The sequence below is a fragment of the Streptomyces sp. NPDC018000 genome, from assembly GCF_044328025.1.
GTDB lineage: Bacteria > Actinomycetota > Actinomycetes > Streptomycetales > Streptomycetaceae > Streptomyces.
In genome coordinates, this window is sequence record NZ_JBIRGM010000002.1 from 474155 (window position 1) to 499015 (window position 24861).

Here is a 24861-nt window from a genome sequence, read left to right on the forward strand (position 1 = left end):
CCGCCGGTCACCCGGCGGGCCTCGCGGCCGGAGTGTGAGCAAGGAGAGTGAGCCGTGAACTGGCTCGAACGCTGTGTTTCCGACGCGGACCGGTTCCTCCGTACGCAGTGGCGCCAAGGGCCCGTTGTGCTGCGTCCGGACGATCCGCCCACCGAAATCCTCACCCCCGCCGATCTTGACGATCTCATCGACTCGGGCGTCCTGAGAGTGCCGTACGCCGGACTGTTCACGATGGCGGGCGCCGTGCCGGAAGCGGCCTTCTGCCCGCCCCGGGTGGTGGCCGGGCGGTATCTGGAGGGCTGCCCCGACCCGGAACGCGTACGGACGCTCATCCGGGAGGAGCGGGCCACCCTGCAACTGCGCTACGTCAACCATTGGTACCCGCCGGTCCGTGAGCTCACCGCCGGACTCGCCAAGGAACTCGGGCGGCTGGCCGAGGCGTTCTGCTTCTACTCGCAGCCCGGACGCTTCGGCCCCGTGCACCGCGACGACGGCGACATCCTCGTGCTCCAGCTCAGCGGTGCCAAGCACTGGCAGGTGTTCGGCGGCCCCGCCGACGCGGGCTGGCAGCCCGTACGGGAGGACAACCCGGGCCCCGTCCTGCTCGACACCGTCGTACGGCCCGGCGAGGTCCTGTACGTCCCGAACGGCTACGCCCACACGGCGCAGGCCACCGAAGACAGCCCCTCGCTGCATCTGACGATCGCGCTGCGCGAGGCCGGCGCCGGACACCTGCGCGCGGAGTTGGAGTCCCTTCTCGCCTCGGGCCTCGCCCTGCCCTCCCGTCCCCTCGACGACGCGGATCTGACCGGGACGGCCGCCGCCCTCATCAGCCACTTCCGCGACAGGCTCGACAGCGCGAGCGCCGAATCCCTCGTGCGCAGCGCCCGCCTGCACGCCTACAGCAGCCGCCCCACGGCCTGACCGGCCGGCGTACCCGACGGAGGGTGAGACCAACCATGGACTGGCTGAAGCGATGTGTACGCGACGAGCAGGAGTTCTTCGCCACGTACTGGCGCCGCGCACCGGCCGTGCTGCGCCCCGACGACCCCCCGGTGGACCTTCTGGACACTGTCGAACTCGACGGCCTGCTCGACTCCGGGCTGCTCAGAGTCCCCTACATAGGGCTCGTTCACGAGGGCCGGGACGTACCCACCGAGCGGTTCTGCACACCCAGGGTGGTGCTCGGCGAAATCGTCGAGGACTACGCGGACGCGGCACTCGTGCGCCATCTGGTCGACAACGAGGGGGCCACCGTACTGCTGCGGTACGTGAACCAGTGGCACCAGGGCGTCCGGGCACTCACCACGGGGCTTGCCGAGCAACTGGGCCGCCAGGTCGAGGCGTTCTGCTTCCGCACCCCCGCGGGCACCCAGGGCCGGCCCCTCCACCGGGACGACGCGGACGTCCTCGCGATCCAGATCAGCGGCGAGAAGCGCTGGCGCATCCACGCCGGACCGGCCGACGGGAACTGGGAACCGGCCAAGGAGGACGGCGATCCGGGCGAGGTACTGCTGGAGACCGTACTGCGCCCCGGCGAAGTCCTTTACGTACCAAGGGGGTTCGCTCACCACGCGGATGCCGTGGGCGAGACCCCGGCCGTGCACCTCTCACTGACCGTACGCGAGGCGGGCACCGCGAATCTTTACGCCTTGCTGCAGGCACTCCTCGCGGAGGGAACCGCCCTCCCCGGCCGTCCGCTCGACGACGACGCGCTCGCCGACGCCGCCGCGTCCTTGATCGACCACACCCGCCGCACCCTGGCGGACCTCACCCCCGAGACGCTGGTGGCCCACGCCCGCGCCGCCATGCGCGCGACGATGCCGACAGCCGCGTAACGCCGCCGGCCGGACCCCGGACCGCCGCGCCGCCCGCAGCCCCGAAGCCCTGGCCCGGGGGCTTTGCGCAGCCCTGACGCGACAAGATCTTTTCTGCCCGTCCCTTCTGCCTATCCTTGCCAGGGGCATCGGTTTTCGCGGATCGACAACACCCGTCGGACGGCGATGGAGGGCTACGTGGAAGGGCAGGAACAGGCACGCACCGGGCCGTTCGAGGCGGCCCGGGGCCTGAGGGAGAACGACCTCGCCGTGTACGGCTGGGTCCTCGAAAACCGCACGGGTGACCCGGGGGCCGTCGCCGAGGCCACCGGGATCGGCCCCGAGGAGGCCGCCCGGAGTCTGGAACGGCTTCGGCGGGCCCAGCTGTTGCACGCGCAGAACGCTCCCGGAGGCTCCCGGGCGCTGTTCGCGGTCGCGCCCGAGACCGCGTTGGCGCAGTTGGCCGCACCCGTGGAGGCGAAGATCCGCGAACAGCAGGACGGGCTCGCCGGGATGCGCCAGGACCTCGGCCCCTTCGTCGCGTGCTACCACCGGCGTCACTCCCGCAGCGAGTCGCTGGAGCTGCTGGAGAGCGTGCAGGACGTCCGCAACACCCTCAACCAGGCGTCGAACCGCTGCCACGAGGAGGTGCTCACCAGCCAGCCCGGCGGCGGGGCGCGGGATCCCGAGGCGATGGGGGAGGCGCTGGTGCGGGACCAATCGATGCTGGAGCGCGGCATCCGGCTGCGGACGCTCTACCACCACACGGCCCGTTTCAACGGACCCAGCCAGGCCTATGTGGCCGCCGCGTCGGCGCTGGGCGGCCAGTACCGCACCGCGCACGAACTGTTCGGCCGACTCATCGTCTTCGACCGCGAACTCGCCTTCATCCCTGTGAGGGACGGCAGTTGGGGCGCAGTCGTCATACGGGACCCGTCCACCGTCGGCTACCTCTGCGAGATCTTCGAGCAGGCCTGGGACCGGGCCGCCCCGTTCGCCGATGCCGTCAGCCAGGGCCTGGAAGAGGTGTCCCGGGAGATCCACGAGACGATCGTCCGGCTGCTCGCCGCCGGCCTGAAGGACGAGGCCATCGCGCGCAGGCTCGGCATGTCGCTGCGTACCGCCCGCCGGCACATCGCCGACATCATGGAAGAGCTGGACGCCACGAGCCGCTTCCAGGCCGGCGCTCGTGCCGCCGCCCGGGGGCTCCTGTCCGACACCGCGTGACGAGGGGGAACCGTCCGATGGTTCAGAGCCCGCCGGGTGACCTCTGATCGGGCGGACGCGGCGTGTGGCTTTGTACGCGAGAACGGCAACTCGCGTAACAAAGCCAAAACGAGGTTCAGCGCCGCGTTCTCAGTGCCCGCAGCCGGCCATAGGGGTGTCGAGGTACTTCCAGGTCTGGGGCCCGACCTGGCCGTCAACCGTGAGGCCGCTACAGCGCTGGACGGCACGTACGGCGGCGTCGGTCTTGTCCCCGAACTTGCTGTCGAGGGCCAGCGTGTAGCCGTAGTTGTAGTTCAGCAGGCACTGGATCTGTTTCACATTCGAGCCGACCATGCCCTTGGCCATGACCTGGCTGCGGTTCGGTTTGTGGAGGCAGTTGGCGCGGCCGGCGGCGCCAAGCGCTGCGGCGGGGCTGGGCGAGGGGGAGGCTGCGGGCGAGGCGGCCTGGCCCTTGGCGGAGCTACTGGGGTGAGGAGACTCGTTCTTGTCCTCCTTGCTACTGGGGTGAGGCGGCTCGTTCTTGTTTTCCTCGCCCGGGGACTCCTTGACCTGGTCCTGGTCCTGGTCCTTGTTCTTCCTGTCCGTGGGGTCTGTGGCGGGCGCGGTGCTGCTCTTCGCGGGCTTGGGGGTTTCGTCATCCACTGGCTGGTCGTCGCTGGGCCGGTTGTCGCTGCCCGCCCAGGGCTGGGAGACGACGAAATCATGCGCCTCGTGGACCGAGTACCAGCGGCCGGCCAGGAGCAGCACAGCGAGGCCGGCGGCGATCAGCACGAGGGTTCTGGTCCGGTGGCTCCGGGGGGCGGCAGGCGGACTTGCCGGTGAGGGAGCGGCAGGGCCCGGCGGGGCCGGAACCGCGGCAGAGGCTGCGGCACCGGGAACGGGTTCAGGAGCCGTCGGCGGCGTGGGATCCGGGACCGGCGTGGCGGGAGCCGGGGCTGCGGTGCTGGGGACGGGGTCCGAGTCCGTGAGGGCCTGTGGTGGGGCCGGGGCGGCCGGGGCCGGGGCGGCCGGGGCCGGGGCGACCAGTGGTGGTGCCGGGACGGCCTGTGGTGGGTGTGGTGGTGCCGGAGGGGCCTGCGGTGGTGCTGGGGCGGCGGCGAGTCGGGCGCGGTTGGCTTCGTCCCACAGGCCCAGCAGCTTGTTCTTGTCCAGCTTGCGGTAGGAGCAGAGGCGTTCCACCGCTGTCCGGGGCGGGAACGCCGTGCCCTTGAGTACCCGGTTCCACGAAGAGCGTGAGTAGCCGGTGTCGCGGGTGAAGGCGTCCAGCGAAAGGTTCTTCGACTCCTTCACCTGACGCAGTGCTTGGAGCAGTGCGGCTACTTCTGGCAGTGGCTGCGCGGGTGGTATGTCGCCTTGTTCGGGTCGCACGGGTCTTCCCCCCAGTACCGATGAGATCACCACGTTCCATGAGCCGTTCCTTTTCGCAGGTCAAAGGCCGTGTGGGACGGCTGGGACAGCGTGGGACGGCTGGAACGGCGATCAGGCTACCGGTGGGACGGCGGCACCCCGAATCTTCATCTCGTCGACGCCGCGAAGGCGCCGCGTTAACCGCTCTCCGGACAGGTGCCGGCGGGCCTGACGACAGGTGAAGAAGTGCGCAGCACAGGTAAGAAGACGGTGTTTCAGGCAGGTGCCATGGCAGTGGTCGCAGCGGTCGGGTTCGGTGTGATCAGTGCCTCGGGGAGTGAGCGGGCGCAGGCGGCGAGCCCGGCCGCGTACAGCGCGAAGGGCTTCGACACCAGCCATCACAACGCGCACCCGATCCAGTGGTCGGCGGCGGCGAGGGCCGGGTACTCGTTCGTGTTCCACAAGGCGACTCAGGGCACCGGCTACCGTGACCCGAAGTTCGCCGGTGATTTCGCGGGTTCCTCGCGGGCGGGGCTGATGGCCGCGCCGTACCACTTCTACGACTCCGGCTCGGGCTCCGCCCAGGCCGCCCACTTCATACGCACGGCCCGGGCCGCCGGCTACGACGGCAAGCGGCCCGGTCAGCTTCCGCCGGTGGTCGACCTGGAGAAGATCCGTGGCCGGTGCCCGGCCGGGGTGAGCAACGCCCAGGTCTCCGACTTCCTTGCCAAGACCCGCCAGGCGTTCGGGGTGAACCCCATCGTCTATACCTCGAAGGACTTCGCCGACACCTGCCTGCGCGGCAACGTCTCCGCGCTGGCCAACAGTCCGCTGTGGCAGCCCCGCTACCAGAGCGGGGCCACGGAGCCTGCTCCGGTCGGCGGACGGTACTGGTCGATCTGGCAGTACACCGAGACCGGATCGGTCCCCGGCCTGCGGGGCAACGTCGATGTCAATGTCTACAAGGGCACGCTCACCCAACTCCGCCGACTCGCCCACCTCGCCCCCGGCTCGGGCGCGGGTACCGCCAAACCGGCCACACCGTCCACGGCCCTCTGGCCGGTGCTCAAGAGCGGCTCGCGCGGCGTGAACGTCACCACCGCCCAGCACCTCCTGGCCGCCGCAGGCCACTCCACCACCGCCGACGGCATCTACGGCCCGGCCACCCGGAACGCGGCCGCCGCGTTCCAGCGCTCCCACCGCCTGACCGCCGACGGCGTCATCGGCCCGAACACCTGGAACAAGCTGATCCGGACCGTGCGCAGCGGTTCCAGCGGGTCGGCGGTCAAGGCCGCCCAGGCGCAGCTCGCCGGGTACGGCAACCGCATCGCGGTCGACGGCGCGTTCGGCCCGGCCACGCGGAACGCGGCCATCGCGTTCCAGCGCTCCCACGGCCTGAGTGCTGATGGCGTCATCGGTCCGAAGACCTGGAACAAGCTGATCAACGGGGCCAAGAAGGCCACCTGGCCCGCCCCGGCCAAGCCCGCTCCGGCGAACGGCAAGCTGACCCAGCGCCAGGCCCTTGCGCAGCTCGGCGCGGCCGGTATCAAGGCGCCGGTCGGCCGGACCTCTCTCGAAGGCGTCCGTGCCCGCACCATCCAGGGCGTCATCGCCCTGAAGAAGAAGAGCGGCTGCACGATCACCATCACCGGCGGCACCGAGTCCGGCCACAGCACCAGGGGCAACTACTCCCACGCCAACGGCTACAAGCTCGACCTGCGCACCCGTGACGAAGGCCGCTGCGTGACCAACTGGATCAAGACCACCCAGCGCAAGGGCGCCCCGCGGGGCAACGATGCCCGCTGGCACGGCACCCTCAACGGCATCACCGCCGAGTACGTCTACGAAATCCCCCGCAATGGCGGCACCCACTGGGACATCACCTTCATCTGACCCCCGCGCTCGTCAGCGGCGGCCCTGGGGCAGCCGCCACGCACCATCCGGCTCTCCTCTTCCCGGACCCTTGGGCCGCGCCACGCCCCGGCGCGGCCCAAGGGTCCGGACACAAACGGTAGGTCACTCGACAAGCTCTCAGGCGACCGAGGGACTCGTGGTGGCCGGCATGGCTCCGGTAGCGAATTCACGCGACTGGCCCGGGGCCGCCCGGTACCGGATGCTGTCAGCACAACCCGCCCGGGACGGCTCCCGAGTGGCGTGACCGCGGTTTGGGCGGTGCTTCGGCCGTGTTCTGCCGCGCTTCGGCGGCGAGTGCGAGGAGGGACATGGACGGCCGCTTCCTGGCGCCTTCGGCACCCTCGGCACCCTTGGCAAAGAGTGAAGGCGCCCTCTATCTGAGGGAGTTGCTGCTGTTCCTCTCCGTGCACCTGGACCGGGCACCCGGGGTGATGTGGCCCGAGTACGAACATCCGGCCCTCGGTACCCCGGAGCGACCGAAGGCGCTCGACGGCCTGGCCGCCGAACTCGGACTGCGCACCGGCCTGGTCGCGAGCAGCGGCCTGGGCAGTCGCACAGGCGGCGGGGAGCGCAACCCGGCCGCGCATCTGGTGATCCATCAGACCGAGGGCGCGGGGATGTGGCGGCTGCGCCGCGACGGGGCTGATGGCGCGGGAGCTTTCCAGCACCGGCTGCGGTCGGGCGAAGTCCTCTATATCCCGGCACGCTGGTCCTGGACGGTGGAACTGACGCCGGGAGCACGGTACGTGGTCACCGATCTCACGCCGCCCGACAGGCTCTGAGTACCGTCCACGTCCGGCGGACTCAGCCACCCCACGAGGTGTCGCACGGGGACACCAGTCCCTGGCCCGCCAGGTCCCCGTCCCCGGTGTTCCATCCGGTGGCCGGACTGCTCGTGGTCCCTTCGGCGGAAACCGGCACCGACAAGAGCTCGATGCCACCGCACTCGATGCCGGCGGCGTACGCGGGGGAGCCGGGCTGGAGGACCAACAGGGAGGCGGTGGCGGTGAGGAGCAGGGCAAGGCGCTTCGGCATGGTTCCCCCCAGGGGCGTTGGTGTGGGGCCCGCCCTTTTCGGCGGGCCCGTTCCGGTTCGTCCGGTGGGACAATCCTGGCCCAGGCCCGTCGCGTATGTACGGGAGCGAGCCCCTCACCAAGGTGCGTGACCGCAAAGTGAAGGGGGCTCAAATAGCCGCAAGGGGCCCAGAGGCCTGCGAATGTCGAGAACCCGCACGCACTCTCAGGACAGGTAGCCCCGCTGGATGGCCAGGACCACGAGCTGGGTCCGGTTGGTCGTGCCCGTCTTGTCACGGAGCCGGCGCAGATGCGTGTCGACGGTGTGGGGGCTGATGCCCAGCCGGTGGCCGATCCCGCAGTACGTCTCGCCGCCCGCGAGCAGTGCCAGGACCTGGCGCTCGCGTGGGGTCGGTGTGGGCTCGCAGACAACGGTGTTCAGGGCGTCCGGCATGGCGGGCTCCTCCTCGTCGACGGGTGACCGGCGGGCGGCCCTCGGGCCCGTCCCGTCCGGACATCCACCACACTGGGCCACCCGCGAACCGGGCCGCGACCGGCCGGACACCTCACCAACCTGCATGACAGCAAGGCGACGTGGCGACAAAGGGGGATGTTTCCGTCGGACACGGGGCCTCGCCGGGCGGGTGGCGCCGTCCGGCGAGGCTGGGGTGTGGGGGCGTGTGGAACACGCGCTGCCGTGCCATGGGTGACCGCGGCGCCGGGCCTGACCGGCCACAGGGCCGTCAGGCCGAGCGCAGGGCGTCGGTCGGGGACACTCCGGCCGCGCGCAGGGCAGGGTAGATGCCGGCGATGGCGGCTACCAGGACCGACACCAAAGGTCCGGCGACGACCGTGTAGAGCGGGACGGTGGCCGGCCAGCCCTGCGTGAGGGCGTAGCCGTAGACGGTGAGGCCGCCCACGAGCAGTCCGCCGATTCCTCCGATGAAGCCCATCAGTACGGCCTCGATCAGGAACTGGACGGCGATCTGGCCGCTTCGGGCGCCGAGCGCGCGGCGGAGTCCGACTTCGCCGCGGCGTTCCATCACGCCCACCACCATGGTGTTGGCGATGCCGACGCCGCCCACGAGCAGGGCGACCGCGGCGAGGGCGAGGACCAGTCCGGTGAGGGAGTTCTTGGTCTCGGCGCGTGCCGTGTACAGGTCCGAGGGGCGGCTGACGGCGACCGTGCTCGGGTTGGCGGGGTCGGCGGTGGCTCCGGCCACGGCCTGTACGTCGGGGACGCGTTCGGAGTGGGCCCTGAGGTAGACCGTGGCGGCGGTGCCGTCCGCGCCGAGGTCGGCGGTGGCCTTGGGCCAGCCGACGAGGGCGGCGGTGCCGAGTTCGGGGGCGAGTTCGTTGGGGGCCAGGATTCCGGTGACGGCGAACCACTGGCCGCCCAGCCAGACCCGTTCGCCCGGCGCGGTCACGCCGAGCCGGAGGGCTGCCTGGTCGCCGAGCACGGTGACCGGGAGGTTCTCGCCGGCCTTGTCCAGCCAGTGGCCGCTGCGCAGGGTGGCGTGCAGGACGTCGAGCAGGTTGAGCCGGGCGGCCAGGACGGTGAGGCTGCCGGTCTGCTGGGCGGGGACGAGGTCGTTGCGGTAGACCTGCGCCTTGGTGGCACCGGTGGCGGTGACCTGCTGTACGGGGGCGATGTTGGCGAGCATCTTCTCGGCTGTGGGCGGTAGCGGCACCGGCTTCTGGTCGGCGCCGGTGCCGGGGGCGACGGTGAGCAGGTTGGATCCGAGCCGGTCCAAGCGCTCCAGCAGATGTGCCTGGTTGGAGGCGGATATTCCGGTCACGGCGATGACGGCGGCGATGCCCAGGGAGATGCCGAGCGCGGACAGAGCGGAGCGCATCCGGCGGGTGCGCGGCCCGATCAGGCCGAGGCGCAGCATGTCCATGGGGCGCAGCCGGGTACGGCGCGGGCCGGGTGTCTTGCGACGGGTCGTCGGAGGGGTCATCGGACGGCTCCTGCGGGGTTCCGGCCCTGCTCGTCGAAGTCGATACGGCCGTCGTGGATGCCGATGCGCCGGGGGAAGGAGGCGGCCAGTTCGCGGTCGTGGGTGATGACGACGACCGTGGTGCCGTTGGCGTTCAGGGCCCGCAACAGGTCGACGACGGCGGTGCCGGAGACGCTGTCCAGGGCGCCGGTGGGTTCGTCGGCGAGCAGCAGGGCGGGGCGGGCGACGAGAGCGCGGGCGATGGCGACGCGCTGTTTCTCGCCGCCGGAGAGCTGGTCGGGGTGGTGGTGCAGCCGGTGTCCGAGGCCCACCTCGTGCAGGGCTTCGACGGCGCGGGCGCGGCGGTGTGCGGCACGGGCACCGCTGTAGAGGAGACCGGTGGCGACGTTCTCGACCGTGGTGAGTCCGGACAGCAGGAAGAACTGCTGGAAGACGAAGCCGATCCGGTGGGCGCGCAGGGCGGCCAGTTCGGCGTCGGAGACGGCGGCGAGGTCGCGCCCTTCGAAGCGAAGCTGTCCGGCCGTGGGCCGGTCGAGGGAGCCGAGCAGGGCGAGGAGGGTGGATTTGCCGGAGCCGGAGGGGCCGACCACGGCGAGGAGTTCACCCGCCTCAATGGTGAGGTGGATGCCGTGCAGGATGCGCAGCGGCGGTGATCCCGGATACTCCTTCGTCACGCCTACGAGTTCCAGCACCGGGGCCTTGCCGGCCGGCCGGGGAAGCGTCATTTCGGGATCACCACCTGGTCGCCCGCCCGGACGTCCCCGGTGATCTGCGCCTTGGCGTCGGCGACCAGCCCCAGTTGGACCTTGACGAGCCGGGTGGCGGAGCCGTCGGTGACCTGGACGCCGTAGCCGCCGCCGTCCAGGGCGAGCAGCGCGGTGACGGGGACTATGAGCGCGTCGCTGACGGTGTTGCCGACGACGGTGACGGTCGCGGAGGAGGTCCCGGCCCGCTTGGCCTGCCGCTGGCTGTCGAGTGCGATGGTCACGGTGGTCTTGTCCGGGCCGCCCTCGCCTTCCGAGCCGCTGTCTCCGCCGTTGCCGGAGCCGCCTCGGACCAGCGACCGGATGCGGCCGTTGACGGTGGAGCCGTCGGTCAGCTTCACCGTGACCCGGCCGTTGGGCTTGAACTGGGAGAGCTGGTTGTCGGCGGGCTGCACGGTGGCGACCAGTCTGGTGCTGGTCACGGTCATGACCGCGGTGGCCCCGAGGGCCGAGCCGAGCTGGGCGCCGAGCTGCTGGACCCGTACGGTCGGCTGCGGCAGCACGACGACGCTGCCGAGCGCGACCTTCCCGGTTTGCTGCTCACCGAGGGCCTTCTGCCAGCGCTTGACGGCGGTGGCCGTGCCGGCGGTGAATTTCTGATCTACCGTCAGACCCAGTCCGTCGGCGTGGCCGAGCTCGATCAGGTTGCGCTTGAGCTGCTTGACGTCCAGGCCGTCGGCGGCCCCGGGGCCGAGGTCGCGCCACATCGGCCGGTCACCGGTGAGCAGTACGACGGGCCGGCCGTCCACCTCGTAGAGCTTCGCACCGGTCCTGACGACCGCGCCGACGGCGGGCAGGGCGGTGATGGTCCCGCGTCCGGCGGCGACGACGGGAGTGGGGGTGTCGTAGGCGAGGGCGCCGCCGACCTGGATGCCGCTGGACAGAGAGCCCTTCTGTACCGGGGCAGTGGCGTGGTCGACGGACTGCTGCGCGGAGGGGGAGCCATGGCGCTCCCAGGGGCGCACGGCAGCGAGCACGCCCGAGCCGCCGAGCACGGCGACAAGGACGAGCGGTACGAGGATCCTGCGGCGTCTGCTCCGCACGGGTGCGGGCGAGCCGTCTGCGGGGGTGGCGGTCTCGGCGGTGGTGGTCCCGGCGGCGTCGGTCTTGGCGGCGTCGGTCTTGGCAGGGCGGCTCATGATCACTCGCCGATCGAGTAGCCGGGCATCGGCAGCTTGCCGCAGGCCGGTTGGATGGCGTCCCACCGGGCGGCGTTGAACGAGGCCGTGGTGAATTTGAGGAGCCCGGTCTTGGGGTCGGGGTCAGGAATGTCCGCGTATCCGTTCTTCCGCGCGCACGCGACGAATGCACGAGCTTGCTCGACGAACTTCTCGTTGTTCTTCCGTGTGGCCTGGTGGATGCCGGGGACCTTGGCATCGCAAGCTTTGCTCGCCGCGTCATAGCCGTCGGCTGCGGCTGGATCGTCGGCGCTGGCGGCGGGGACGGTGATATTGCCTTCCTTGTCCTGCTCGACGCCGTTCTGCCCCTGCTGGTGCATGCAGTCCACCCAGGCCCGCCGCACCGCGTTGTCGTCCTGCGGCTTGCTCTTTCCCGCGCCGTCGCCCCCCGCCACATCGGGCGCCGAGGATGGTGAGGAGCAGCCGCTCACCACCAGCGCCGCCGTCACGGCGGCCGCCGTCAGTACCGTCCGTACGATCCTGGTACGCATCTCTTGCTTCTCCCTGCTGGATGCCGGCATCGACTCCAGCAGTTGTACGGACTGCCGGGTTAGCCATCCGTGAGCGTGTGTCTAACCGCTGGCTCACACCGGCCTGGGCATCCTTGGCCGGGGTCAGGGCGGTAGGACCGTACACAGGTCGGTGCGGGGACACAGGGCGCGGTCGAGCGGAGTGGAACGGAATGCGAGTACTGATCGTCGAGGACGAGGCGGAGCTGGCCGCGATGCTCGCCGAGGGCCTGCGTGCCGAGGGCATGGCCTGCGACGTCGCCCACGACGGTGCCCGCGCACTCGAAATGACGGCCGCCGCCGAGTACGACATCCTGCTCCTGGACCGAGACCTGCCGAAACTGAGCGGGGACGCCGTCTGCCGGGCCCTGAACACGGCGGGCTACCCGGCCAGGATCCTGATGCTCACCGCCGCCGGCACTCTTGCCGATCTGGTCGACGGACTGGGTCAGGGCGCCGACGACTACATGGCCAAACCCTTCTCGTACCTGGAACTGATCGCCCGGCTGCGTGCTCTGGGCCGCCGTGCTCCCGCCGGCAGCGGCGTCACCGTGCTCAGCAGGCGCGGCGTCAGCCTCGACACCGTGCGCCGGGCAGCCGAACGCGACGGCCGGCCACTGAAACTCACCCCCAGGGAACTCGGCGTCCTGGAACTGCTGCTGGCCGCGGACGGCGCCCCGATCGGCACCGAACAGCTGCGGGACAGCCTGTGGGACGCGGCGCTGGACCCGGCCACCACCGCCGTGCGGGTGACCGTGCACTCCCTGCGCCGCAAACTCGGCGAGCCGCCGCTGATCACCCACGACCCGGGCTACGGGTACCGGCTGTGACCCCGTACAGGCTGCCCTTGCGCGGCCGGCTGACCCTCGTGACCACCTCACTGTTCGCGGTACTCGGCTGCGGGCTGCTCCTGCTGAACTGGCTGAGCTCCCGTGACCTCATGGAGGCCAACCGCGACCTCGTCGTCCCGGTGTCCTCCGAGCCGTTGACGAGTCCCACCGAGCTTCCGCCGGACACCTCCGTGCCCGCCGCGACCGTCAGCCCCTCCCAGGGCTTCGACGACTTCCAGCACACCGTCCTCAGCGACCTCCTGCTGCGGTCCCTGCTTCTGCTCGCCGTCTTCACCGCACTCGCCGCGCTGCTCGCCTGGTGGGCGAGCCGCCGCTCACTGCACCGCCTCAGCCAGGTCACCGCGGCGGCCCGGCGGATCAGCGCCGGCAGCGCCCTGGACGAACGGCTCGCCCTGACCGGCCCCGACGACGAGGTCCGCGAGCTCGCCGACACCTTCGACGCCATGGTCGACCGCCTGGATCACAGCTTCACCGCCCAGCGCCGCTTCACCGCCCACGCCTCGCACGAACTGCGCACCCCGCTCACCGTTCAGCGCACCGCCCTGGAGATTCCGCTCGCCCAGGGCAGGGTCCCGGCCGACCTGAGACCCTCCATCGAGCGGGCCCTCGATGCCAATGCCCGTACCGAGCGTCTGATCGCGGCGCTGCTGACCCTGGCGCGGGGCGAGAACGCAGAGCTGACGCCGCATCCGGTCGACCTCGCGGACGCCGCCGGGGAAGCGCTGGCCGACGTAGCCGACGAGGCGCGGGCTTCGGGCACCCGCATCACCGCCGACCTGCGGCCGTGCCCGGTCGCGGGCGACGCTTCACTCCTCCGGCAGATCGCTCTCAACCTGCTGACCAACGCGGTGCGCCACAACTACCCCGACGGCACAGCGACGGTAGCCACCGGCACCACGAGCCGCCTCGCCTTCATCGAAGTCACCAACACCGGTCCGGTCCTGGACCCGAACGAGATCCCCGCGCTGTTCGAAGCGTTCCAACGCGGCCCGGAGTGCCGCAGCGACGGCTCCGGACTGGGACTGGCCGTCGCCCGCGCGATCACCCTGACCCACCAAGGCCAGGTCACCGCCCGCCCCCGCCCCGGCGGGGGCCTCACCGTCCGGGTCGAACTGCCCCGGCGTAGCTGAAGGTGTCGAGGGCCGTGGACCGCCCCGCCGTCGTACTCGGTGGGGGCGCCTCACCGTTCCCGTTCCACCAACTCCTTGAAGTGCTCGAGGTCGTCCCTTACACGCCGTTCGATCGCGGTCGCCTGGGCGAATCCCTTCGGCCCGCCGAACGCCTCCTTGACGGTGCCCGGGTCGTACTCGATCCGGGCCTGGACCCGGGTGTGCTCCCGGTCGATGGGCAGCAGTGAGAAGGTCCCCGCCAGTTCGGGACCGCTCGTGGTCTGCCACTCCATCGTGTGTTCCTTGCCGCGGTCGGTGATCTCGGCGTCGAACTCCTGGACCCGGCCGCCGACGTCGACGTTCAGGTGCGTCCGGTGCCCGTCCTCCGAACGGGCCTCGCGTACTCCTTCGACGAACCGCGGATAGGTCTCCACACGGTGGAGGCGTTCCCAGGCCGTGGCGATCGGAATGTCGACGTCGATCTGTTCTTCGAGAGTGCTCATCGGCCACCTCGCAAGTTCGTTCACGGTTTACGGGGCCATATCCCCATTGTCGTCCCCCAGAGGGTCGATGGAGGCCGGTGCCCGGCGCCGGTGCCGGTTCCGGTGTCCGTGGGCCGGCGGGCCGGTGCCGTCCGTCCTCGGCGTTCCATGGCGCGGGCACAAGGACGGCAGAGCCTCAGGTGGGCCCGATTCCGAGTTCGCGGCCGCGGTAGAAGCCTTCCCGCTCCTCGACGATGTACGGGGCCATGGCCTCACGCCGCTGTGTCTCAGCCGCGGAGGCCCGCCAGGAGTCGCACGCTTCCTTGGTGTCCCAGAACGACACCCCGGTGATCTCTTGCCCGTCCTCGGACCAGTACGCGTAGGCGCGGCGCAGAGCCCGCGGGTACGGGTCCGGGCGCCAGGCCCTCTCGAACTCCTCCAACGCGCCCGGCTTGATGCGGCGCGTCGTGACCCAGACAAAGTGCTCCACCATCGCGGCCTCCTCTGGAACGCCGGTGCGGCTTGATGGTGCCTTCTTGAGTCATCGTAGGTTTGTTGCACCGCTTCCGCCCCCGCTGCAGGGGCGCGCGGTCGCCCCAGGCCGCTGAGCGGGCCTGCGCGACAGGTCAGGGACCGGTCACCTGCCCGTGCCGGGAAATCGCGTCGAAGCTCTCCGCGGCGGCGTTGTCCGCGCTGGTGCCGACCGCGCCGCGCGGCCCTCCGATGCGGCCGGAGGCCGGTTCTTCGGCACCGGTCGGCTCGCCCCGGCCGGCGTCGAACGCCACAAGGCCCGGGCGCAAGCGGCCGCGATGAGGCCGCACCGACCGAACCCGGGGTTCCATCGCCCGAGGTTTCATCTGCCGGCTTCCTCCGTACCGGAGGTTTCCACGACTAGCCTCCGCAGCATGTTGCGTATCGCCGACGTCCGCACCGGCCGCCTCGTGGAGATTCCCTCCGCGCACCGCCACCTCCTGCGCAGCCACGTCCATCTGCCGGCAATCGGCAACGGGATCGCGCGCGAGGTCGGTCACCGGCACCAGGTGACACCATGACCTCGGGCAGCTTCCGACGCCTGGTCGTGCTGCGGCACGCCAAATCCGCCTGGCCCGACGACGTGGCCGACCACGAGCGGCCTCTCGCCCCGCGCGGCCGTCGTGACGCCCCGGCGGCAGGCCGCTGGCTGCGCGAGGCCGACTGCGTACCCGACCTCGTCGTGTGCTCCACCGCCAGACGTACCCGCCAGACGTGGGACCTCGTCTCGGACGAGCTCGAAGCCACCACGCCGGTGACCTACGACGCACGGCTCTACCAGGCGAGCGCGGGAGAGTTGCTCGGCGTCGTACGGGACATCCCGGCGCAGGTAGGGACGGTGATGCTGATCGGGCACAATCCCGGCGCGCAGGACCTGGTCCTGATGCTCGCCGGTGAGGCGGAGGGCCACGCCCTGGAGCGGACGCGTACGAAGTTCCCGACGTCCGCGATCGCCGTGCTGTGCCTGCCCGGCCCGTGGTCGGACCTGGAACCGGGTGCTGCCCGGCTGACCGAGATGGTCGTGCCCCGCGGCTCGAAGCCATGACGGGACGGCACCGAGGCCCAGAGGTGCGTACGCCGTTGGAATCGCGCGCCACCGTCCGGGTGGCATTCGGGGGCGCGGGCATCCGTGCGTGGAGTGCCTGGAGGGCGCTCTCAGCTTCGTTCGAGAGGAACTGAGGAGGGAAACGCGTCCTTGGGCTCCGGCCGACCGCGGGAGATTCCGAGAGTGACAATTGTGGGTGGGTGCCGTGCTGGTCGGTTCATGGAGTCAGGTCACGAGGTCCTGCCCGGTGGACCGGATGCCGAGCCCGGCGGGAGACGACGATGAACGGCTCGATCCGTGTCGGACAAGTTGTCGGGGTACCACTGCGGATGCACTGGAGCGTGCCGCTGCTGGTGGTCCTGTTCGCGTACGGCCTTGGCCGCCAGACCCTCCCCGCATGGACTCCAGGACACTCGAATGCGGTCTACACCTTCGCCAGTGCCGTGGGGGCCGTGCTGCTCATGGGCAGCCTTCTGCTCCACGAGACGGCACACGCTGCGACTGCCCGCAGGAAGAAGATCGCGGTACAGGATGTGACGCTGTGGGCGCTGGGCGGGATGACCCGGATGGGGCGGCCGCCGACGGCCGCGGTGGCTTTCGCAGTGGCGATCAGCGGGCCGCTCACCAGCCTGGCCATCGGAAGCGCCGCGCTCGGAGCGGGAATCGGGCTGCACGCGATGTCCGGCTGGACGGTGCCCGCCGCCGTTCTGGTGTGGCTCGGCTGGGCGAACCTGTTCCTGGGCGCATTCAACCTGCTTCCCGCTGCCCCGCTCGACGGCGGAAGAGTGGTGCAGGCGCTGTTGTGGTGGCGTACCGGAGACCGGGAACGTGCGGATCGGGCGGCCTCCCGAAGCGGTCAGGTCGTGGGCGGGCTGCTGATGGCCTTCGGCTGGATCTCCTTCCTGCGCGGGGCGTCGGGCGGGCTCTGGCTCGTCTTCGTCGGTCTCTTCATCACGGTCGTCGCCGGCGCCGAACGGCAGCACGCCGTGATCCTCACAGCACTGCGGGGCATCAAGGTCGCCGATGCCATGTCCAGCCCGGTGACCACCGGCGCCGACTGGCTGACCATCCGGCACTTCATCGACGAGGTGGCAGTGAACTCCCGCCATTCCGCCGTGCCGTTGCTCGATTTCGAAGGCCGTCCCAGCGGGATCGTTCAGATGCGCATGCTTGCCCGGATACCGGAAGCGCGCCGGGAGGCCCTGCGCGTGCGCGAGGTGGCGATCCCGCTGGCACAGTGCGCGGTCGCCGCCCCGAATGATCTTCTGGGTGAAGCTCTCGACAAGCTCCGCCCGGGTACTGGCAGGCGCATTCTCGTCGTGGACGGGAACCATCTGGTGGGGATCGTCACCGCGAAGGACATTTCACGGCTGGTCCAGCGGCACACACTGGGGGGCCAAGGGCCCGACTGAGCCCAGGTCCCGCAGCGTCGTCGGCGCGCAAGCACAGCGCGATGCAAAGCCGAGCATCAAGGGGCCACCTGCCTGCTTGTTTCCATTCTGTTAAGTTTGCGCGCATTCCGCTTGGCGGCCGACTTGGTTGCCGAAAAAACCGTTGAAGCGGGTGGGTGACCTCTTGAATCCCGCAACATTTCTCTACGATTGCCACCTTTCGCCGGTGACGTGGGAGGATTCTTCCGCCGTCCTCCCAGAGGAAATTGAACGGGAACCGAGTGATCGTTTTCATGGTAGAGTTTCAATGAATTCACAGGACGCCACGAAAAAAGGGGAATGGCGTGAATACCGAGAAGGTTACGGCTCGACGTCTTACGGCCGAAGAGGTTTCGGAGTTGGGTCTCCAGGACGAAATCTTCGTCTCGGCAGAGATGGATGGCCTTCCTCTCGACTGCTACGCCCCGGCTTTCCTTGCGAAGCCGGGTAAGAATTTTGAGGGAGGGTCCTTTGTCGCGAAGACAATCTTCGGTGAGGAAATCCACGTTCTCCCGGACAATGCCGAAGAGCGCGGGATCTGGGTTGCCGACAAGGCAGGGGAAGAAATCGAGGTTCTTCAGAGTGCCGGCGTCCTCCTGAATCTTGCCCTCTTCGTGCCCAGCGGGAGCAAGGAATCTCTGGAGTCGCTCTACTCCGCCGCCCGGGACGCCTTCGGCGCGGGGATCGTTCAGCGCTGGAGCGAGGAAGCCATCGCGGTGCCGGACGTCAAGGTCGACCTGTTCGAGGAGCCGGCCCGGGGGCGGAAGAACACGAGCGGCCAGAACCGTGACCGCCGCGCCTTGGACATCTACCCGACCCGAGTGCGATTCCTGGAGCCCAGCGATGGCTGGAGGTTCATTGTCGAACCGCACAAGGAGATCGTCGATGACACACCGACGATCTGACCTGATGGCAGGTTAGCCGCGATCCTTCACGAGAGCCCGTCAGCTTGCTGACGGGCTCTTCTTCACTTGTTGGGGCTGTGGCCGACCGCAGGCCGTCGGCATCGGTACCTTCTCGAGTCCGTGGTGCCCCCTTGTCCGTCGCGGAACTCCTGCGGTTGTCGCCGGCCCCCTCCGGATTCGTCCGTGATCGGTAACAGAGGCTTCTCGCAGGGGCGTTCGTATGTCTTCATGGGTGCACGGCATCGGCGGAGACAGCGAAGGGGCGGGCGGACATGGCAAGGCACAAGGAAAGGAGATGGCACAGCCGGCTTTTCGCGGCGGCGCTCGGGGTGACGGCGATGGCCGCTGCCACCTCGCTGTGGACCGCGCAGGCCGACCCCGACGGAGGGCGGCAGGCACAAGCGCGTGTCTCAGCGCCGGACGCCCGGTCCCAGGACCGGGCAGTGGCCAAGGTGGCGGCGGACATCGCGCACGCCTCGGACCGCGGCGCCCGGGGCGTCAACATCACCATCGACGACGGACCGGACCCGGTCTGGACGCCGCAGGTGTTGCAACTGCTGAAGGACAACGGTGTGAAGGCTACGTTCTGCATGGTGGGCACGCAGGCCCAGGCGTACCCGGACCTGGTCAAAGCGGTCGTGGCGGGCGGGCACCGGCTGTGCAACCACACTGTCTCGCACGACACCACCATGGACACCCGGTCCGAGGCCTACCAGTCCCAGCAGATCCTGGATGCCGAACGCATGATCACCAAGGCGTCCGGAGGCGTCCGGCCGCAGTACTACCGGGCTCCGGGCGGTGCTTTCACCCCGTACAGCCGGCAGCTCGCCGCGTCCCGGGGGATGCGGCCGCTGGGCTGGAACGTCGACTCCAAAGACTTCGAGCGTCCCGGCGTGGACACCATGGTCGCCACCGTCAAGAGCGAGATCTCCAACGGGCCGACCGTTCTCTTCCACGACGCGGGAGGGGATCGCTCCCGGACCGTGGCCGCTCTGCGCGAGGTGCTGCCCTGGCTGAGGCAGCAGGGGTACTCCTTCGGCTTCCCCGTGCGGTGAGCGAGGCTCGCCCGCACTGACGCCAGGACCCGCCCGCACCCCCGGCACCGGCGGAAAGGGCATGGAACGGGCCCGGACGAATCACGTCGTCCGGGCCCGCGGGGCAGTGGCGAAGGCCGGTGCTCCGCCACGCCCCTGGCTCCCGACAGCCGCCGGCTCGCCGGTCTGACGCAAGGCGACCCCACGGAACCCAACATCGCCGACCCGCTGTGCTGGCTCGACTTCGAGTTCGCCGGCCGCAACACCGTCGCGGGCGAGGCCGCCAACCTGCTCTGGTACCTGATGGCCCTGGGCGGCTGACTCGTCCCCCGCTACCAGCCCGACGTGTACGCCCGCACCCTCCGCCTCGCCCTGCCGCCACGGTCCCACCCGCGCATCGAGCACCTGGAACTGCACCAGAGCAGTCGGCACATCGACGTTCGGTACTCCTGGAACACCGGCCCCGGCCGCGGTGCGGCCATCACGCGGGCCCTGGACGGCCTTCGCGGGGAGAACGGCAGTGGCCTGGAGGAGATCCACGCCTTCCTCGCCCTGCGCATCCTCGGGGTCATCCCGGCCTCCCGGCTGACCGGGCACGACCTCCTGCTCGTACTGATCAAGCTTGCCGAGAGCCAGGACCCGCTCACGACGATCGACACCTTCTTCACCACCGCGTCGACCTCCCACCCCTATCCCGGTGAACAGCGACGCCCCGCGTCGGACGGGTCCGGCGCGGGGCGTGAGGGTCAGCCCTGGGTGGCATAGGAGACGAAGTCGTCCCAGGCGGCGGGGGAGAGGGCGAGTTCGGGGCTCAACTGGTCCTTGGAGTCCCGGACATGGATTGCCTGTGTGCCCTTCGCCACCTCCATGCAGGCGTCACCGTCGGAACCGCTGTAGCTGCTCTTGAACCAAGCCCGTTCGTCGATGCTGCTCATAGCGCTCCTCGCAGTTGCTTCAGCAGACTCCTGGAATCCTCGGAGTTGAGAGCCTGTGAGCGCAGTCTCGCATACCGCTGGAGCGTGATGCTGACCTCCTTCGGGTCCGAGATCAGCATGCCGCCACGCTGCCCCTCCGCGTAGCCGAACCACTTGTTGTCCTGTGCTTCGAGAAGCATCAACGGGCCGTCGAACCCCGCGTGATCCGGCTGGTATCGCGGCATGATCTGCAACTCGACGTTGAACCGCAGCGACCGTTCCAGGAGGCTGTCGAGCAACTCCCGCATCACTTCAGGTCCTCCCGTGCCGCGTTCGAGAAGTGCCTGCTCGATGATGAAGCTGAACGCGATCGGTGGCTTGCGCTCGAACAGTTGCTGGCGTTCCAGCCGAGCCGCAACCTGCTTGGCCACCTGCTCCTCGTCCTTCACAGGCGGCACGCTTTCGGTCACGGCTCGCGCGTACCGCTCGGTCTGGAGCAAGCCGGGAATCACTCGGCACTCGTAGGTCCACAAGGTGACCGCGTGCGCCTCCAGCCGAGCCCACTGTCGGAACCAACTCGCCAGTCCCGCTTGCCGCGACAGATGCGGCGCGGCCCGCCGCAGCGCCCCCGTGTTGCCGAGCGCGGCCTCCGCGCGCTCCACGAAGTCGCGGTCCGGCATCCGGCGGCCTTGTTCGACCGAGGCGACCGTGTGCTTCGAGAAGCGCACCTGGTCGCCGAACTCCTCACGGCTCAGGCCCGCGTGCTCCCGTAAGGCCTGGACGAACGCGCCGAAGGTGCGCAGACTGTCCGACACCCCGGGCTCGGCGCCGACTCCCGCGCCCGTTCCTCCCGCCGCCGTACCCGCAGCGCCGTCGTCCGTGTTCTCGTAGGCCACCGTCGGCCACCTTTCGCGCGCACCCACCCCGCCGTACCGCTTCTGACCTTGCCGCACCGACACACCCAGTGCAATCGTCACCAGGCGTGTGCGTGATATTGCGCAGCGTACGCGCGGTCAGGGCGGTGTGTCCTGGCGTTCGCCCCAGACGCGGGATGCCCGACCGCCTGCCCCTGACCTCCGCCCGTCGAGGAGGCGTCAGCTGCACTTCTGTTCAGACGGAAACGCGCGGTGGCTCACCTTGACAGGGGTGCCTGGCTCTGCGGGGCCCGTGGCGCCGGCCCCGGAACTCGGGTCCCGAGTCTCGGGGTTCGAGCGCCGCGCACCGTCCTGTCACTCGTTCGGGGGTTCGGGAGAGGTGTGCGGGCCGACGCTTGAGCTTCGGGATTCGAGGGCCGGGGTCCGAGGATCGGGATTCGAGCGGTGTTGTTCATCCGGGAGGTAGGTAGGGGTTTTGAGGAAACCTCCCCTCCCTCCCCACCCCGTCACGGCCAGCAAGTATGACTAATTGTGGGCGAGTTGCAGCGGAGAGTCGCGGCTGCTTACGGTCGCCTCAACGAATCGACCCCGACGCGGTGTTAGCACCACCGGCCGGGGTCTCACCCAAGATCGACACCCTAGAAAGGCGATCTCGTGGCTATCCAGCAGCCTAACTCTGCGCCGCCCGCCCCCGCAGCATCACGCCCGTACCGCAAGGCCCGCACCGGCTATGGCAAGCAGTCCATTCCCGGCCAAGGCCAACCCGGCGTGGGCGACTTCGCCTTCCTGCCGGAGCGTGAGCGGTATGTCGCCGGGTATGTCGACCGCCTGCCCGACGGCGCCGCCATGGACATCAAGTCGCTGGCCAAAGACCTGCCCCTGTACGGCCAGATGGCCATCGGTACCGCCCTGCGCGCACTCGCCGTGGCCGGGCACCTGCGCCGCGTGCGCTGCCGGGTGGAGGGAGACGGCCAGTGCCGGTGGGTGACGCTCACCTACTGGTCACGCGCCGCCCACGACAACGAGTGGTGGACCGCCCAACTCGCAGGCGAAGCAGCCGCATCGGAGCAGGCATCCACACCCTCCGCCGAGACGGGGCCCGAACCGTTCGTACCCCGGCAGCGCACCGCGGAGCCGCCCCCGAACCGGCCGCTGGAAGCAGGCACCATGGCGCTCCCCGGGCCGAACGCGCCGGTGCCCCCGGCACCGGAATACGTGCCGGTCGCAGCCGCCCCTTCGGCTGCTGCGGCTCCTTCCCCCGCCTACCTCACCCTGGCCGAACTCGGGCGCCGCGAACCCCGCCTGGCACTCTCCGCCGCCGACTGCACCGCCCTGGAACCACTTGCCACCACCTGGTTCGCGCGAGGCGTCAGCACCGACTACCTGACCTCCGCGCTCACCGCCGGGCTTCCCGAGCAAATCGGATCCCCCATCGGCTTGATGCGCCGCCGCCTCACCGACAAGATGCCGCCCCAACTGCCCGCGGCACCGGCCCCGGCATCGGGTCTGCCCGGCGCTCCCGTGCGCGGCCTCCTGGTCGAGTGCGCCGAATGCGGCCGTCCCGGCCCGGCCGAGGCACTCCCGGACGGCCTCTGCACCCCCTGCCGTACCGTGCACCACAAGCCGGAATCGCCCGACACGGCGGCCCCGGAGCAGGGCGAACGCGATGTCGCAGCCCTCGTCGCCGGCCTCCGCGACCTGATGCGCAGCCCCTGAACGGCCCCGCGCAGAGCTCGGCGGGAGGCCGCGGAGTGCGAACCCACGGTCCGCCAGCAGTGGGCGGACTTCCCGGATCGCCCGGCCGATCGTGGAGGACCCCACCTCGCAGAGCACGCCCAACGCCTCATGGGTGAGCCCAGTCCGCAGATGGACCAGTGTCACCAGGAGCCGGTCGGTGAAGACCCGTTCGTACTGGCTGTCACCGGTGGCATCGCCGTGAAGCACAAGGTGGCCCAGCTCATGGGCAGCCGTGAACCGGTGCCGGTAGATGTCGTCGGCCCAGTTGGCGGTCAGAACGACGAGCGGCCGCGCGGCCTGGGTGGAAAAGGCGCCCACGCTCGCAGCGGAGGGATCACTGGCAGGTGGCATGACCACCACAATCCCGTGCGATTCCATCCGCCTCACCAGATGCGCGACAGGGCCGTCGCCGAGGCCCCAGCGCCCCGCCAGCGGCCTCGACCGGATGGTGCAGGCGGCCCGGGAGAGGGCACGCGAGCAGCAGCAGGAAGGGATAGGTGGTGCACAGGTGGTGCGCAACGCCTAGAGAGGTCTAGACAACGAAGAGGGCCCAGTTCGCTGACCTGGGCCCTCTCAGAAGAGCGGGTGACGAGAATCGAACTCGCGCTCTGAGCTTGGGAATCACCGCTACTCAAGCTAGACGCATGGCATTTGACCTGGTGCTATGCCCCGAGATAGGACGTGCCGCGATGGGTACTGAGAGCCGTCAGTGACCGCTGTTTACCGTCTCGATGGGCGCGGATGGGGCACGAGGCTGGCAGGGGAGCCGTTGGGCGCTGCGGGAGGCCCGGAACCCGAGGTTACCGTCGGCGGTTCGGGTTGGAGTTGCTGGCGCAAACGGCTTCAGTGGTCGAAGCCAGTTCGGTTGAGGTGGTTGCGGGCGGCCACGATGAACTCTTCCACCACGGTTGCGAGTCGCTGCTCGCTATTGGGAAGCATGTCGGGTCCGCTGGAAATGGGGCGATAGGGGCTGAGGTGCCGATCACACGCCGCGTACAGTGCGGATGCCTGAGACAACAGTCGATTGGCGAGTCCTGCGATGTGCTCCGGTCCTTCCAGCAGCACCACAGCAACGGCCTTGGACAAGTTCGATACGCCGAGGCTGATTAGCGCGTCCCGGGCCTGCTCTGCCGAAGTCTCGTCCGATGCGGGCACGTTCATGTCCAGCTGGCGGACGAAGTGATATTGGTCTGCCGCAGAGGCGATTGGGCCGATACGGGTCATGAAGTCCTGCGCCTCGTGCAACACCTTGGCGTACGCCTCGCGCTGCGCCGTGCGTCGGACAGAGTCGACAGGTCCACCGTGTGCCCCCCGGGACTACACGCGACCTGCGGCGTAAGCAGTCCCGGCGGTGACCAGGGCGACAGGTGTGGAGATAAGCGCAGCTACCACGGCGGGGTCCATGGGCCCTGATCATGCCGCACTGCTGCTGCGCATGTAGGCACACTTCCGATCCAGTTGGACAGCTGAGACTAGTGGCGCCTGGTGCTGTCCCGTTCGCTCACGCATCGCGCACAAAGGTGGGTGACCATCGGTGACAGGAGAAGGAGGAGGGCTCCGTTTCGGTACGCGGCTAGGGCCTGCAGAGCGGTCGGGAACGCAGGTTCGGGGAAGTCGGTTCGCAGGGGCAAGACAATCACGGAGACGGCGGCGCGCGACGAGCTGATCCGCCGCAACCCCTGCCGGATCAAGGGCGCGGGCAGCGAGAAGGGCAAGGAACGCGCGACGGCCACCGTTGGGATTCGCTGGCGTCTGATGGTGTATCTCGGCGCCTATGGCCCGATGTGCCCGCAAGAACTGGCCGTTCCCGGTGGCGTCGGCTCAGGTCTCTGCCTGGTGACGCCGCGCTGGTGCATGAGGGCGGCGATTGCCAGGGCGGGGGATTCGCGGTCGTCGTCGGTGCCGGCCTTGAAGGAGGTGCCCCGGGTGGTGACGCGTGCGCCGGGGCGTACGGGGGTTTGCTCGATGGGCTTCAGGGCGGCGGGGCGGGATTCGTTGACCTGTTCGGCGGCCCGTAGGAGGGGCGCGGCTTCGAGGGCGCTGGCTGAGGCGGTGAAGGCGTGGACACCCTTCGGACTGCCCGGGGAATCGTGAAACCCTGGCGTCAGCCGCAGCGACACGAGGCGACCCTAACTGGCACCATCGGAACAAACTGGGGCGAGTCAATCACCTCGCCCAGCTGTAGTCACCGCTGAACAATCGAGGCTAACGGTTGGCT

Annotated in this window: 29 protein-coding genes and 1 pseudogene; 16 read left to right on the forward strand and 14 right to left on the reverse strand. The window is 69.8% G+C overall.

The window, feature by feature from the left end:
* Window positions 1-54 precede the first annotated feature (54 nt).
* The 3 genes from ACH4EW_RS06705 to ACH4EW_RS06715 all read left to right on the forward strand — a co-directional run bounded on the left by ACH4EW_RS06705 (window position 55) and on the right by ACH4EW_RS06715 (window position 3044).
* Entirely contained in the window at window positions 55-924 is an 870-nt protein-coding gene (locus ACH4EW_RS06705) for a JmjC domain-containing protein (protein ID WP_398252352.1), read from the forward strand.
* A gap of 35 nt (window positions 925-959) precedes the next feature.
* Window positions 960-1838 (forward strand): JmjC domain-containing protein, encoded by an 879-nt coding sequence (locus ACH4EW_RS06710; RefSeq protein WP_398252354.1) that lies wholly within the window; start codon window positions 960-962, stop codon window positions 1836-1838.
* Between the two features lie 177 nt (window positions 1839-2015).
* Window positions 2016-3044, forward strand: a complete 1029-nt coding sequence (locus ACH4EW_RS06715) for a LuxR C-terminal-related transcriptional regulator (RefSeq protein ID WP_398252357.1) — start codon at window positions 2016-2018, stop codon at window positions 3042-3044.
* Between the two features lie 129 nt (window positions 3045-3173).
* On the opposite strand, the gene ACH4EW_RS06720 is transcribed toward ACH4EW_RS06715, so the two are convergent.
* On the reverse strand, window positions 3174-4412 hold the full coding sequence (locus ACH4EW_RS06720; RefSeq protein ID WP_398252360.1) for a peptidoglycan-binding protein: 1239 nt from the start codon (window positions 4410-4412) through the stop codon (window positions 3174-3176).
* Between the two features lie 267 nt (window positions 4413-4679).
* Between ACH4EW_RS06720 and ACH4EW_RS06725 the strand changes: the two genes are divergently transcribed.
* The gene (locus ACH4EW_RS06725) at window positions 4680-6284 is read left to right on the forward strand and encodes a GH25 family lysozyme (RefSeq protein WP_398252362.1); all 1605 of its coding nucleotides are present in this window, start codon (window positions 4680-4682) and stop codon (window positions 6282-6284) included.
* Window positions 6285-6655: 371 nt separating this feature from the next.
* Window positions 6656-7087, forward strand: a complete 432-nt coding sequence (locus ACH4EW_RS06730) for a hypothetical protein (protein WP_398252365.1) — start codon at window positions 6656-6658, stop codon at window positions 7085-7087.
* A 22-nt stretch (window positions 7088-7109) separates the two neighbouring features.
* On the opposite strand, the gene ACH4EW_RS06735 is transcribed toward ACH4EW_RS06730, so the two are convergent.
* From ACH4EW_RS06735 to ACH4EW_RS06760, 6 genes are all read right to left on the reverse strand, one after another.
* Window positions 7110-7340: a hypothetical protein gene (locus ACH4EW_RS06735; RefSeq protein WP_398252368.1), complete on the reverse strand. Its 231-nt coding sequence runs from the start codon at window positions 7338-7340 to the stop codon at window positions 7110-7112.
* Between the two features lie 204 nt (window positions 7341-7544).
* Window positions 7545-7772: a response regulator transcription factor gene (locus ACH4EW_RS06740; protein ID WP_398252370.1), complete on the reverse strand. Its 228-nt coding sequence runs from the start codon at window positions 7770-7772 to the stop codon at window positions 7545-7547.
* A gap of 289 nt (window positions 7773-8061) precedes the next feature.
* Window positions 8062-9279: an ABC transporter permease gene (locus ACH4EW_RS06745; protein WP_398252373.1), complete on the reverse strand. Its 1218-nt coding sequence runs from the start codon at window positions 9277-9279 to the stop codon at window positions 8062-8064.
* Complete coding sequence (locus ACH4EW_RS06750; RefSeq protein ID WP_398252376.1) at window positions 9276-10004, reverse strand: ABC transporter ATP-binding protein; 729 nt, start codon at window positions 10002-10004, stop codon at window positions 9276-9278. The genes ACH4EW_RS06745 and ACH4EW_RS06750 overlap by 4 nt, the downstream gene beginning before the upstream one ends.
* Window positions 10001-11182 carry a peptidoglycan-binding protein gene (locus ACH4EW_RS06755; protein WP_398252379.1) on the reverse strand — a complete coding sequence of 394 codons (1182 nt, stop codon included), beginning with the start codon at window positions 11180-11182 and terminating at the stop codon, window positions 10001-10003. The genes ACH4EW_RS06750 and ACH4EW_RS06755 overlap by 4 nt, the downstream gene beginning before the upstream one ends.
* 2 nt (window positions 11183-11184) lie before the next feature.
* Complete coding sequence (locus tag ACH4EW_RS06760) at window positions 11185-11712, reverse strand: hypothetical protein (RefSeq protein ID WP_398252382.1); 528 nt, start codon at window positions 11710-11712, stop codon at window positions 11185-11187.
* 191 nt (window positions 11713-11903) lie between these two features.
* On the opposite strand from ACH4EW_RS06760, the gene ACH4EW_RS06765 reads away from it, so the two are divergent.
* Both ACH4EW_RS06765 and ACH4EW_RS06770 read left to right on the forward strand, forming a co-directional pair.
* Window positions 11904-12560: a response regulator transcription factor gene (locus tag ACH4EW_RS06765; protein WP_398252385.1), complete on the forward strand. Its 657-nt coding sequence runs from the start codon at window positions 11904-11906 to the stop codon at window positions 12558-12560.
* Complete coding sequence (locus ACH4EW_RS06770; RefSeq protein WP_398252388.1) at window positions 12557-13711, forward strand: sensor histidine kinase; 1155 nt, start codon at window positions 12557-12559, stop codon at window positions 13709-13711. The genes ACH4EW_RS06765 and ACH4EW_RS06770 overlap by 4 nt, the downstream gene beginning before the upstream one ends.
* A gap of 50 nt (window positions 13712-13761) precedes the next feature.
* On the opposite strand, the gene ACH4EW_RS06775 is transcribed toward ACH4EW_RS06770, so the two are convergent.
* From ACH4EW_RS06775 to ACH4EW_RS06785, 3 genes are all read right to left on the reverse strand, one after another.
* On the reverse strand, window positions 13762-14193 hold the full coding sequence (locus tag ACH4EW_RS06775) for an SRPBCC family protein (protein WP_398252391.1): 432 nt from the start codon (window positions 14191-14193) through the stop codon (window positions 13762-13764).
* 175 nt (window positions 14194-14368) lie between these two features.
* Window positions 14369-14665, reverse strand: coding sequence for a hypothetical protein (locus ACH4EW_RS06780; RefSeq protein WP_398252394.1), 297 nt, complete (start codon window positions 14663-14665; stop codon window positions 14369-14371).
* Window positions 14666-14798: 133 nt separating this feature from the next.
* Complete coding sequence (locus ACH4EW_RS06785; RefSeq protein ID WP_398252397.1) at window positions 14799-14972, reverse strand: hypothetical protein; 174 nt, start codon at window positions 14970-14972, stop codon at window positions 14799-14801.
* A gap of 105 nt (window positions 14973-15077) precedes the next feature.
* Between ACH4EW_RS06785 and ACH4EW_RS06790 the strand changes: the two genes are divergently transcribed.
* The 6 genes from ACH4EW_RS06790 to ACH4EW_RS06815 all read left to right on the forward strand — a co-directional run bounded on the left by ACH4EW_RS06790 (window position 15078) and on the right by ACH4EW_RS06815 (window position 19882).
* Window positions 15078-15224 carry a hypothetical protein gene (locus ACH4EW_RS06790; RefSeq protein ID WP_398252400.1) on the forward strand — a complete coding sequence of 49 codons (147 nt, stop codon included), beginning with the start codon at window positions 15078-15080 and terminating at the stop codon, window positions 15222-15224.
* Entirely contained in the window at window positions 15221-15748 is a 528-nt protein-coding gene (locus ACH4EW_RS06795) for a SixA phosphatase family protein (protein ID WP_398252403.1), read from the forward strand. The genes ACH4EW_RS06790 and ACH4EW_RS06795 overlap by 4 nt, the downstream gene beginning before the upstream one ends.
* A gap of 281 nt (window positions 15749-16029) precedes the next feature.
* Entirely contained in the window at window positions 16030-17160 is a 1131-nt protein-coding gene (locus ACH4EW_RS06800) for a site-2 protease family protein (RefSeq protein WP_398252406.1), read from the forward strand.
* Between the two features lie 323 nt (window positions 17161-17483).
* A complete protein-coding gene (locus ACH4EW_RS06805) occupies window positions 17484-18083 on the forward strand; it encodes a hypothetical protein (RefSeq protein ID WP_398252409.1) in 600 nt (199 codons plus the stop codon).
* Between the two features lie 272 nt (window positions 18084-18355).
* On the forward strand, window positions 18356-19138 hold the full coding sequence (locus ACH4EW_RS06810; protein WP_398252410.1) for a polysaccharide deacetylase family protein: 783 nt from the start codon (window positions 18356-18358) through the stop codon (window positions 19136-19138).
* 324 nt (window positions 19139-19462) lie between these two features.
* Window positions 19463-19882, forward strand: a complete 420-nt coding sequence (locus tag ACH4EW_RS06815; protein ID WP_398252412.1) for a hypothetical protein — start codon at window positions 19463-19465, stop codon at window positions 19880-19882.
* Here ACH4EW_RS06815 and ACH4EW_RS06820 read toward each other — a convergent pair.
* Window positions 19864-20052, reverse strand: coding sequence for a DUF397 domain-containing protein (locus ACH4EW_RS06820; protein ID WP_398252414.1), 189 nt, complete (start codon window positions 20050-20052; stop codon window positions 19864-19866). The two genes, ACH4EW_RS06815 and ACH4EW_RS06820, sit on opposite strands and share 19 nt — an antisense overlap.
* A complete protein-coding gene (locus tag ACH4EW_RS06825) occupies window positions 20049-20927 on the reverse strand; it encodes a helix-turn-helix domain-containing protein (RefSeq protein WP_398252416.1) in 879 nt (292 codons plus the stop codon). The genes ACH4EW_RS06820 and ACH4EW_RS06825 overlap by 4 nt, the downstream gene beginning before the upstream one ends.
* 633 nt (window positions 20928-21560) lie before the next feature.
* Between ACH4EW_RS06825 and ACH4EW_RS06830 the strand changes: the two genes are divergently transcribed.
* Complete coding sequence (locus ACH4EW_RS06830; protein WP_398252418.1) at window positions 21561-22622, forward strand: MarR family transcriptional regulator; 1062 nt, start codon at window positions 21561-21563, stop codon at window positions 22620-22622.
* 54 nt (window positions 22623-22676) lie between these two features.
* Here ACH4EW_RS06830 and ACH4EW_RS06835 read toward each other — a convergent pair.
* Window positions 22677-23021 (reverse strand): annotated as a pseudogene (locus tag ACH4EW_RS06835) (transposase family protein); the annotation flags it as partial.
* On the opposite strand from ACH4EW_RS06835, the gene ACH4EW_RS06840 reads away from it, so the two are divergent.
* Entirely contained in the window at window positions 22993-23169 is a 177-nt protein-coding gene (locus ACH4EW_RS06840) for a hypothetical protein (protein ID WP_398252420.1), read from the forward strand. The pseudogene ACH4EW_RS06835 and the gene ACH4EW_RS06840 overlap by 29 nt on opposite strands.
* A gap of 317 nt (window positions 23170-23486) precedes the next feature.
* Here ACH4EW_RS06840 and ACH4EW_RS06845 read toward each other — a convergent pair whose 3' ends face one another.
* Window positions 23487-23891 (reverse strand): hypothetical protein, encoded by a 405-nt coding sequence (locus tag ACH4EW_RS06845; protein WP_398252422.1) that lies wholly within the window; start codon window positions 23889-23891, stop codon window positions 23487-23489.
* Window positions 23892-24167: 276 nt separating this feature from the next.
* Here ACH4EW_RS06845 and ACH4EW_RS06850 point away from each other — a divergent pair, with 276 nt between their 5' ends.
* Window positions 24168-24737 carry a hypothetical protein gene (locus ACH4EW_RS06850; RefSeq protein ID WP_398252425.1) on the forward strand — a complete coding sequence of 190 codons (570 nt, stop codon included), beginning with the start codon at window positions 24168-24170 and terminating at the stop codon, window positions 24735-24737.
* The last annotated feature ends 124 nt before the right edge of the window (window positions 24738-24861 follow it).

Coding starts and splice junctions, on each gene's coding strand:
- ACH4EW_RS06795 (WP_398252403.1), top strand. CDS start 15,221: ATGACCTCGGGCAGCTTCCGACGCCTGGTCGTGCTGCGGCACGCCAAA.
- ACH4EW_RS06840 (WP_398252420.1), top strand. CDS start 22,993: ATGACCACCACAATCCCGTGCGATTCCATCCGCCTCACCAGATGCGCG.
- ACH4EW_RS06740 (WP_398252370.1), bottom strand. CDS start 7,772: ATGCCGGACGCCCTGAACACCGTTGTCTGCGAGCCCACACCGACCCCA.
- ACH4EW_RS06775 (WP_398252391.1), bottom strand. CDS start 14,193: ATGAGCACTCTCGAAGAACAGATCGACGTCGACATTCCGATCGCCACG.
- ACH4EW_RS06790 (WP_398252400.1), top strand. CDS start 15,078: ATGTTGCGTATCGCCGACGTCCGCACCGGCCGCCTCGTGGAGATTCCC.
- ACH4EW_RS06710 (WP_398252354.1), top strand. CDS start 960: ATGGACTGGCTGAAGCGATGTGTACGCGACGAGCAGGAGTTCTTCGCC.
- ACH4EW_RS06780 (WP_398252394.1), bottom strand. CDS start 14,665: ATGGTGGAGCACTTTGTCTGGGTCACGACGCGCCGCATCAAGCCGGGC.
- ACH4EW_RS06745 (WP_398252373.1), bottom strand. CDS start 9,279: ATGACCCCTCCGACGACCCGTCGCAAGACACCCGGCCCGCGCCGTACC.
- ACH4EW_RS06800 (WP_398252406.1), top strand. CDS start 16,030: ATGAACGGCTCGATCCGTGTCGGACAAGTTGTCGGGGTACCACTGCGG.
- ACH4EW_RS06735 (WP_398252368.1), bottom strand. CDS start 7,340: ATGCCGAAGCGCCTTGCCCTGCTCCTCACCGCCACCGCCTCCCTGTTG.
- ACH4EW_RS06765 (WP_398252385.1), top strand. CDS start 11,904: ATGCGAGTACTGATCGTCGAGGACGAGGCGGAGCTGGCCGCGATGCTC.
- ACH4EW_RS06725 (WP_398252362.1), top strand. CDS start 4,680: ATGGCAGTGGTCGCAGCGGTCGGGTTCGGTGTGATCAGTGCCTCGGGG.
- ACH4EW_RS06750 (WP_398252376.1), bottom strand. CDS start 10,004: ATGACGCTTCCCCGGCCGGCCGGCAAGGCCCCGGTGCTGGAACTCGTA.
- ACH4EW_RS06820 (WP_398252414.1), bottom strand. CDS start 20,052: ATGAGCAGCATCGACGAACGGGCTTGGTTCAAGAGCAGCTACAGCGGT.
- ACH4EW_RS06760 (WP_398252382.1), bottom strand. CDS start 11,712: ATGCGTACCAGGATCGTACGGACGGTACTGACGGCGGCCGCCGTGACG.
- ACH4EW_RS06755 (WP_398252379.1), bottom strand. CDS start 11,182: ATGAGCCGCCCTGCCAAGACCGACGCCGCCAAGACCGACGCCGCCGGG.
- ACH4EW_RS06810 (WP_398252410.1), top strand. CDS start 18,356: ATGGCAAGGCACAAGGAAAGGAGATGGCACAGCCGGCTTTTCGCGGCG.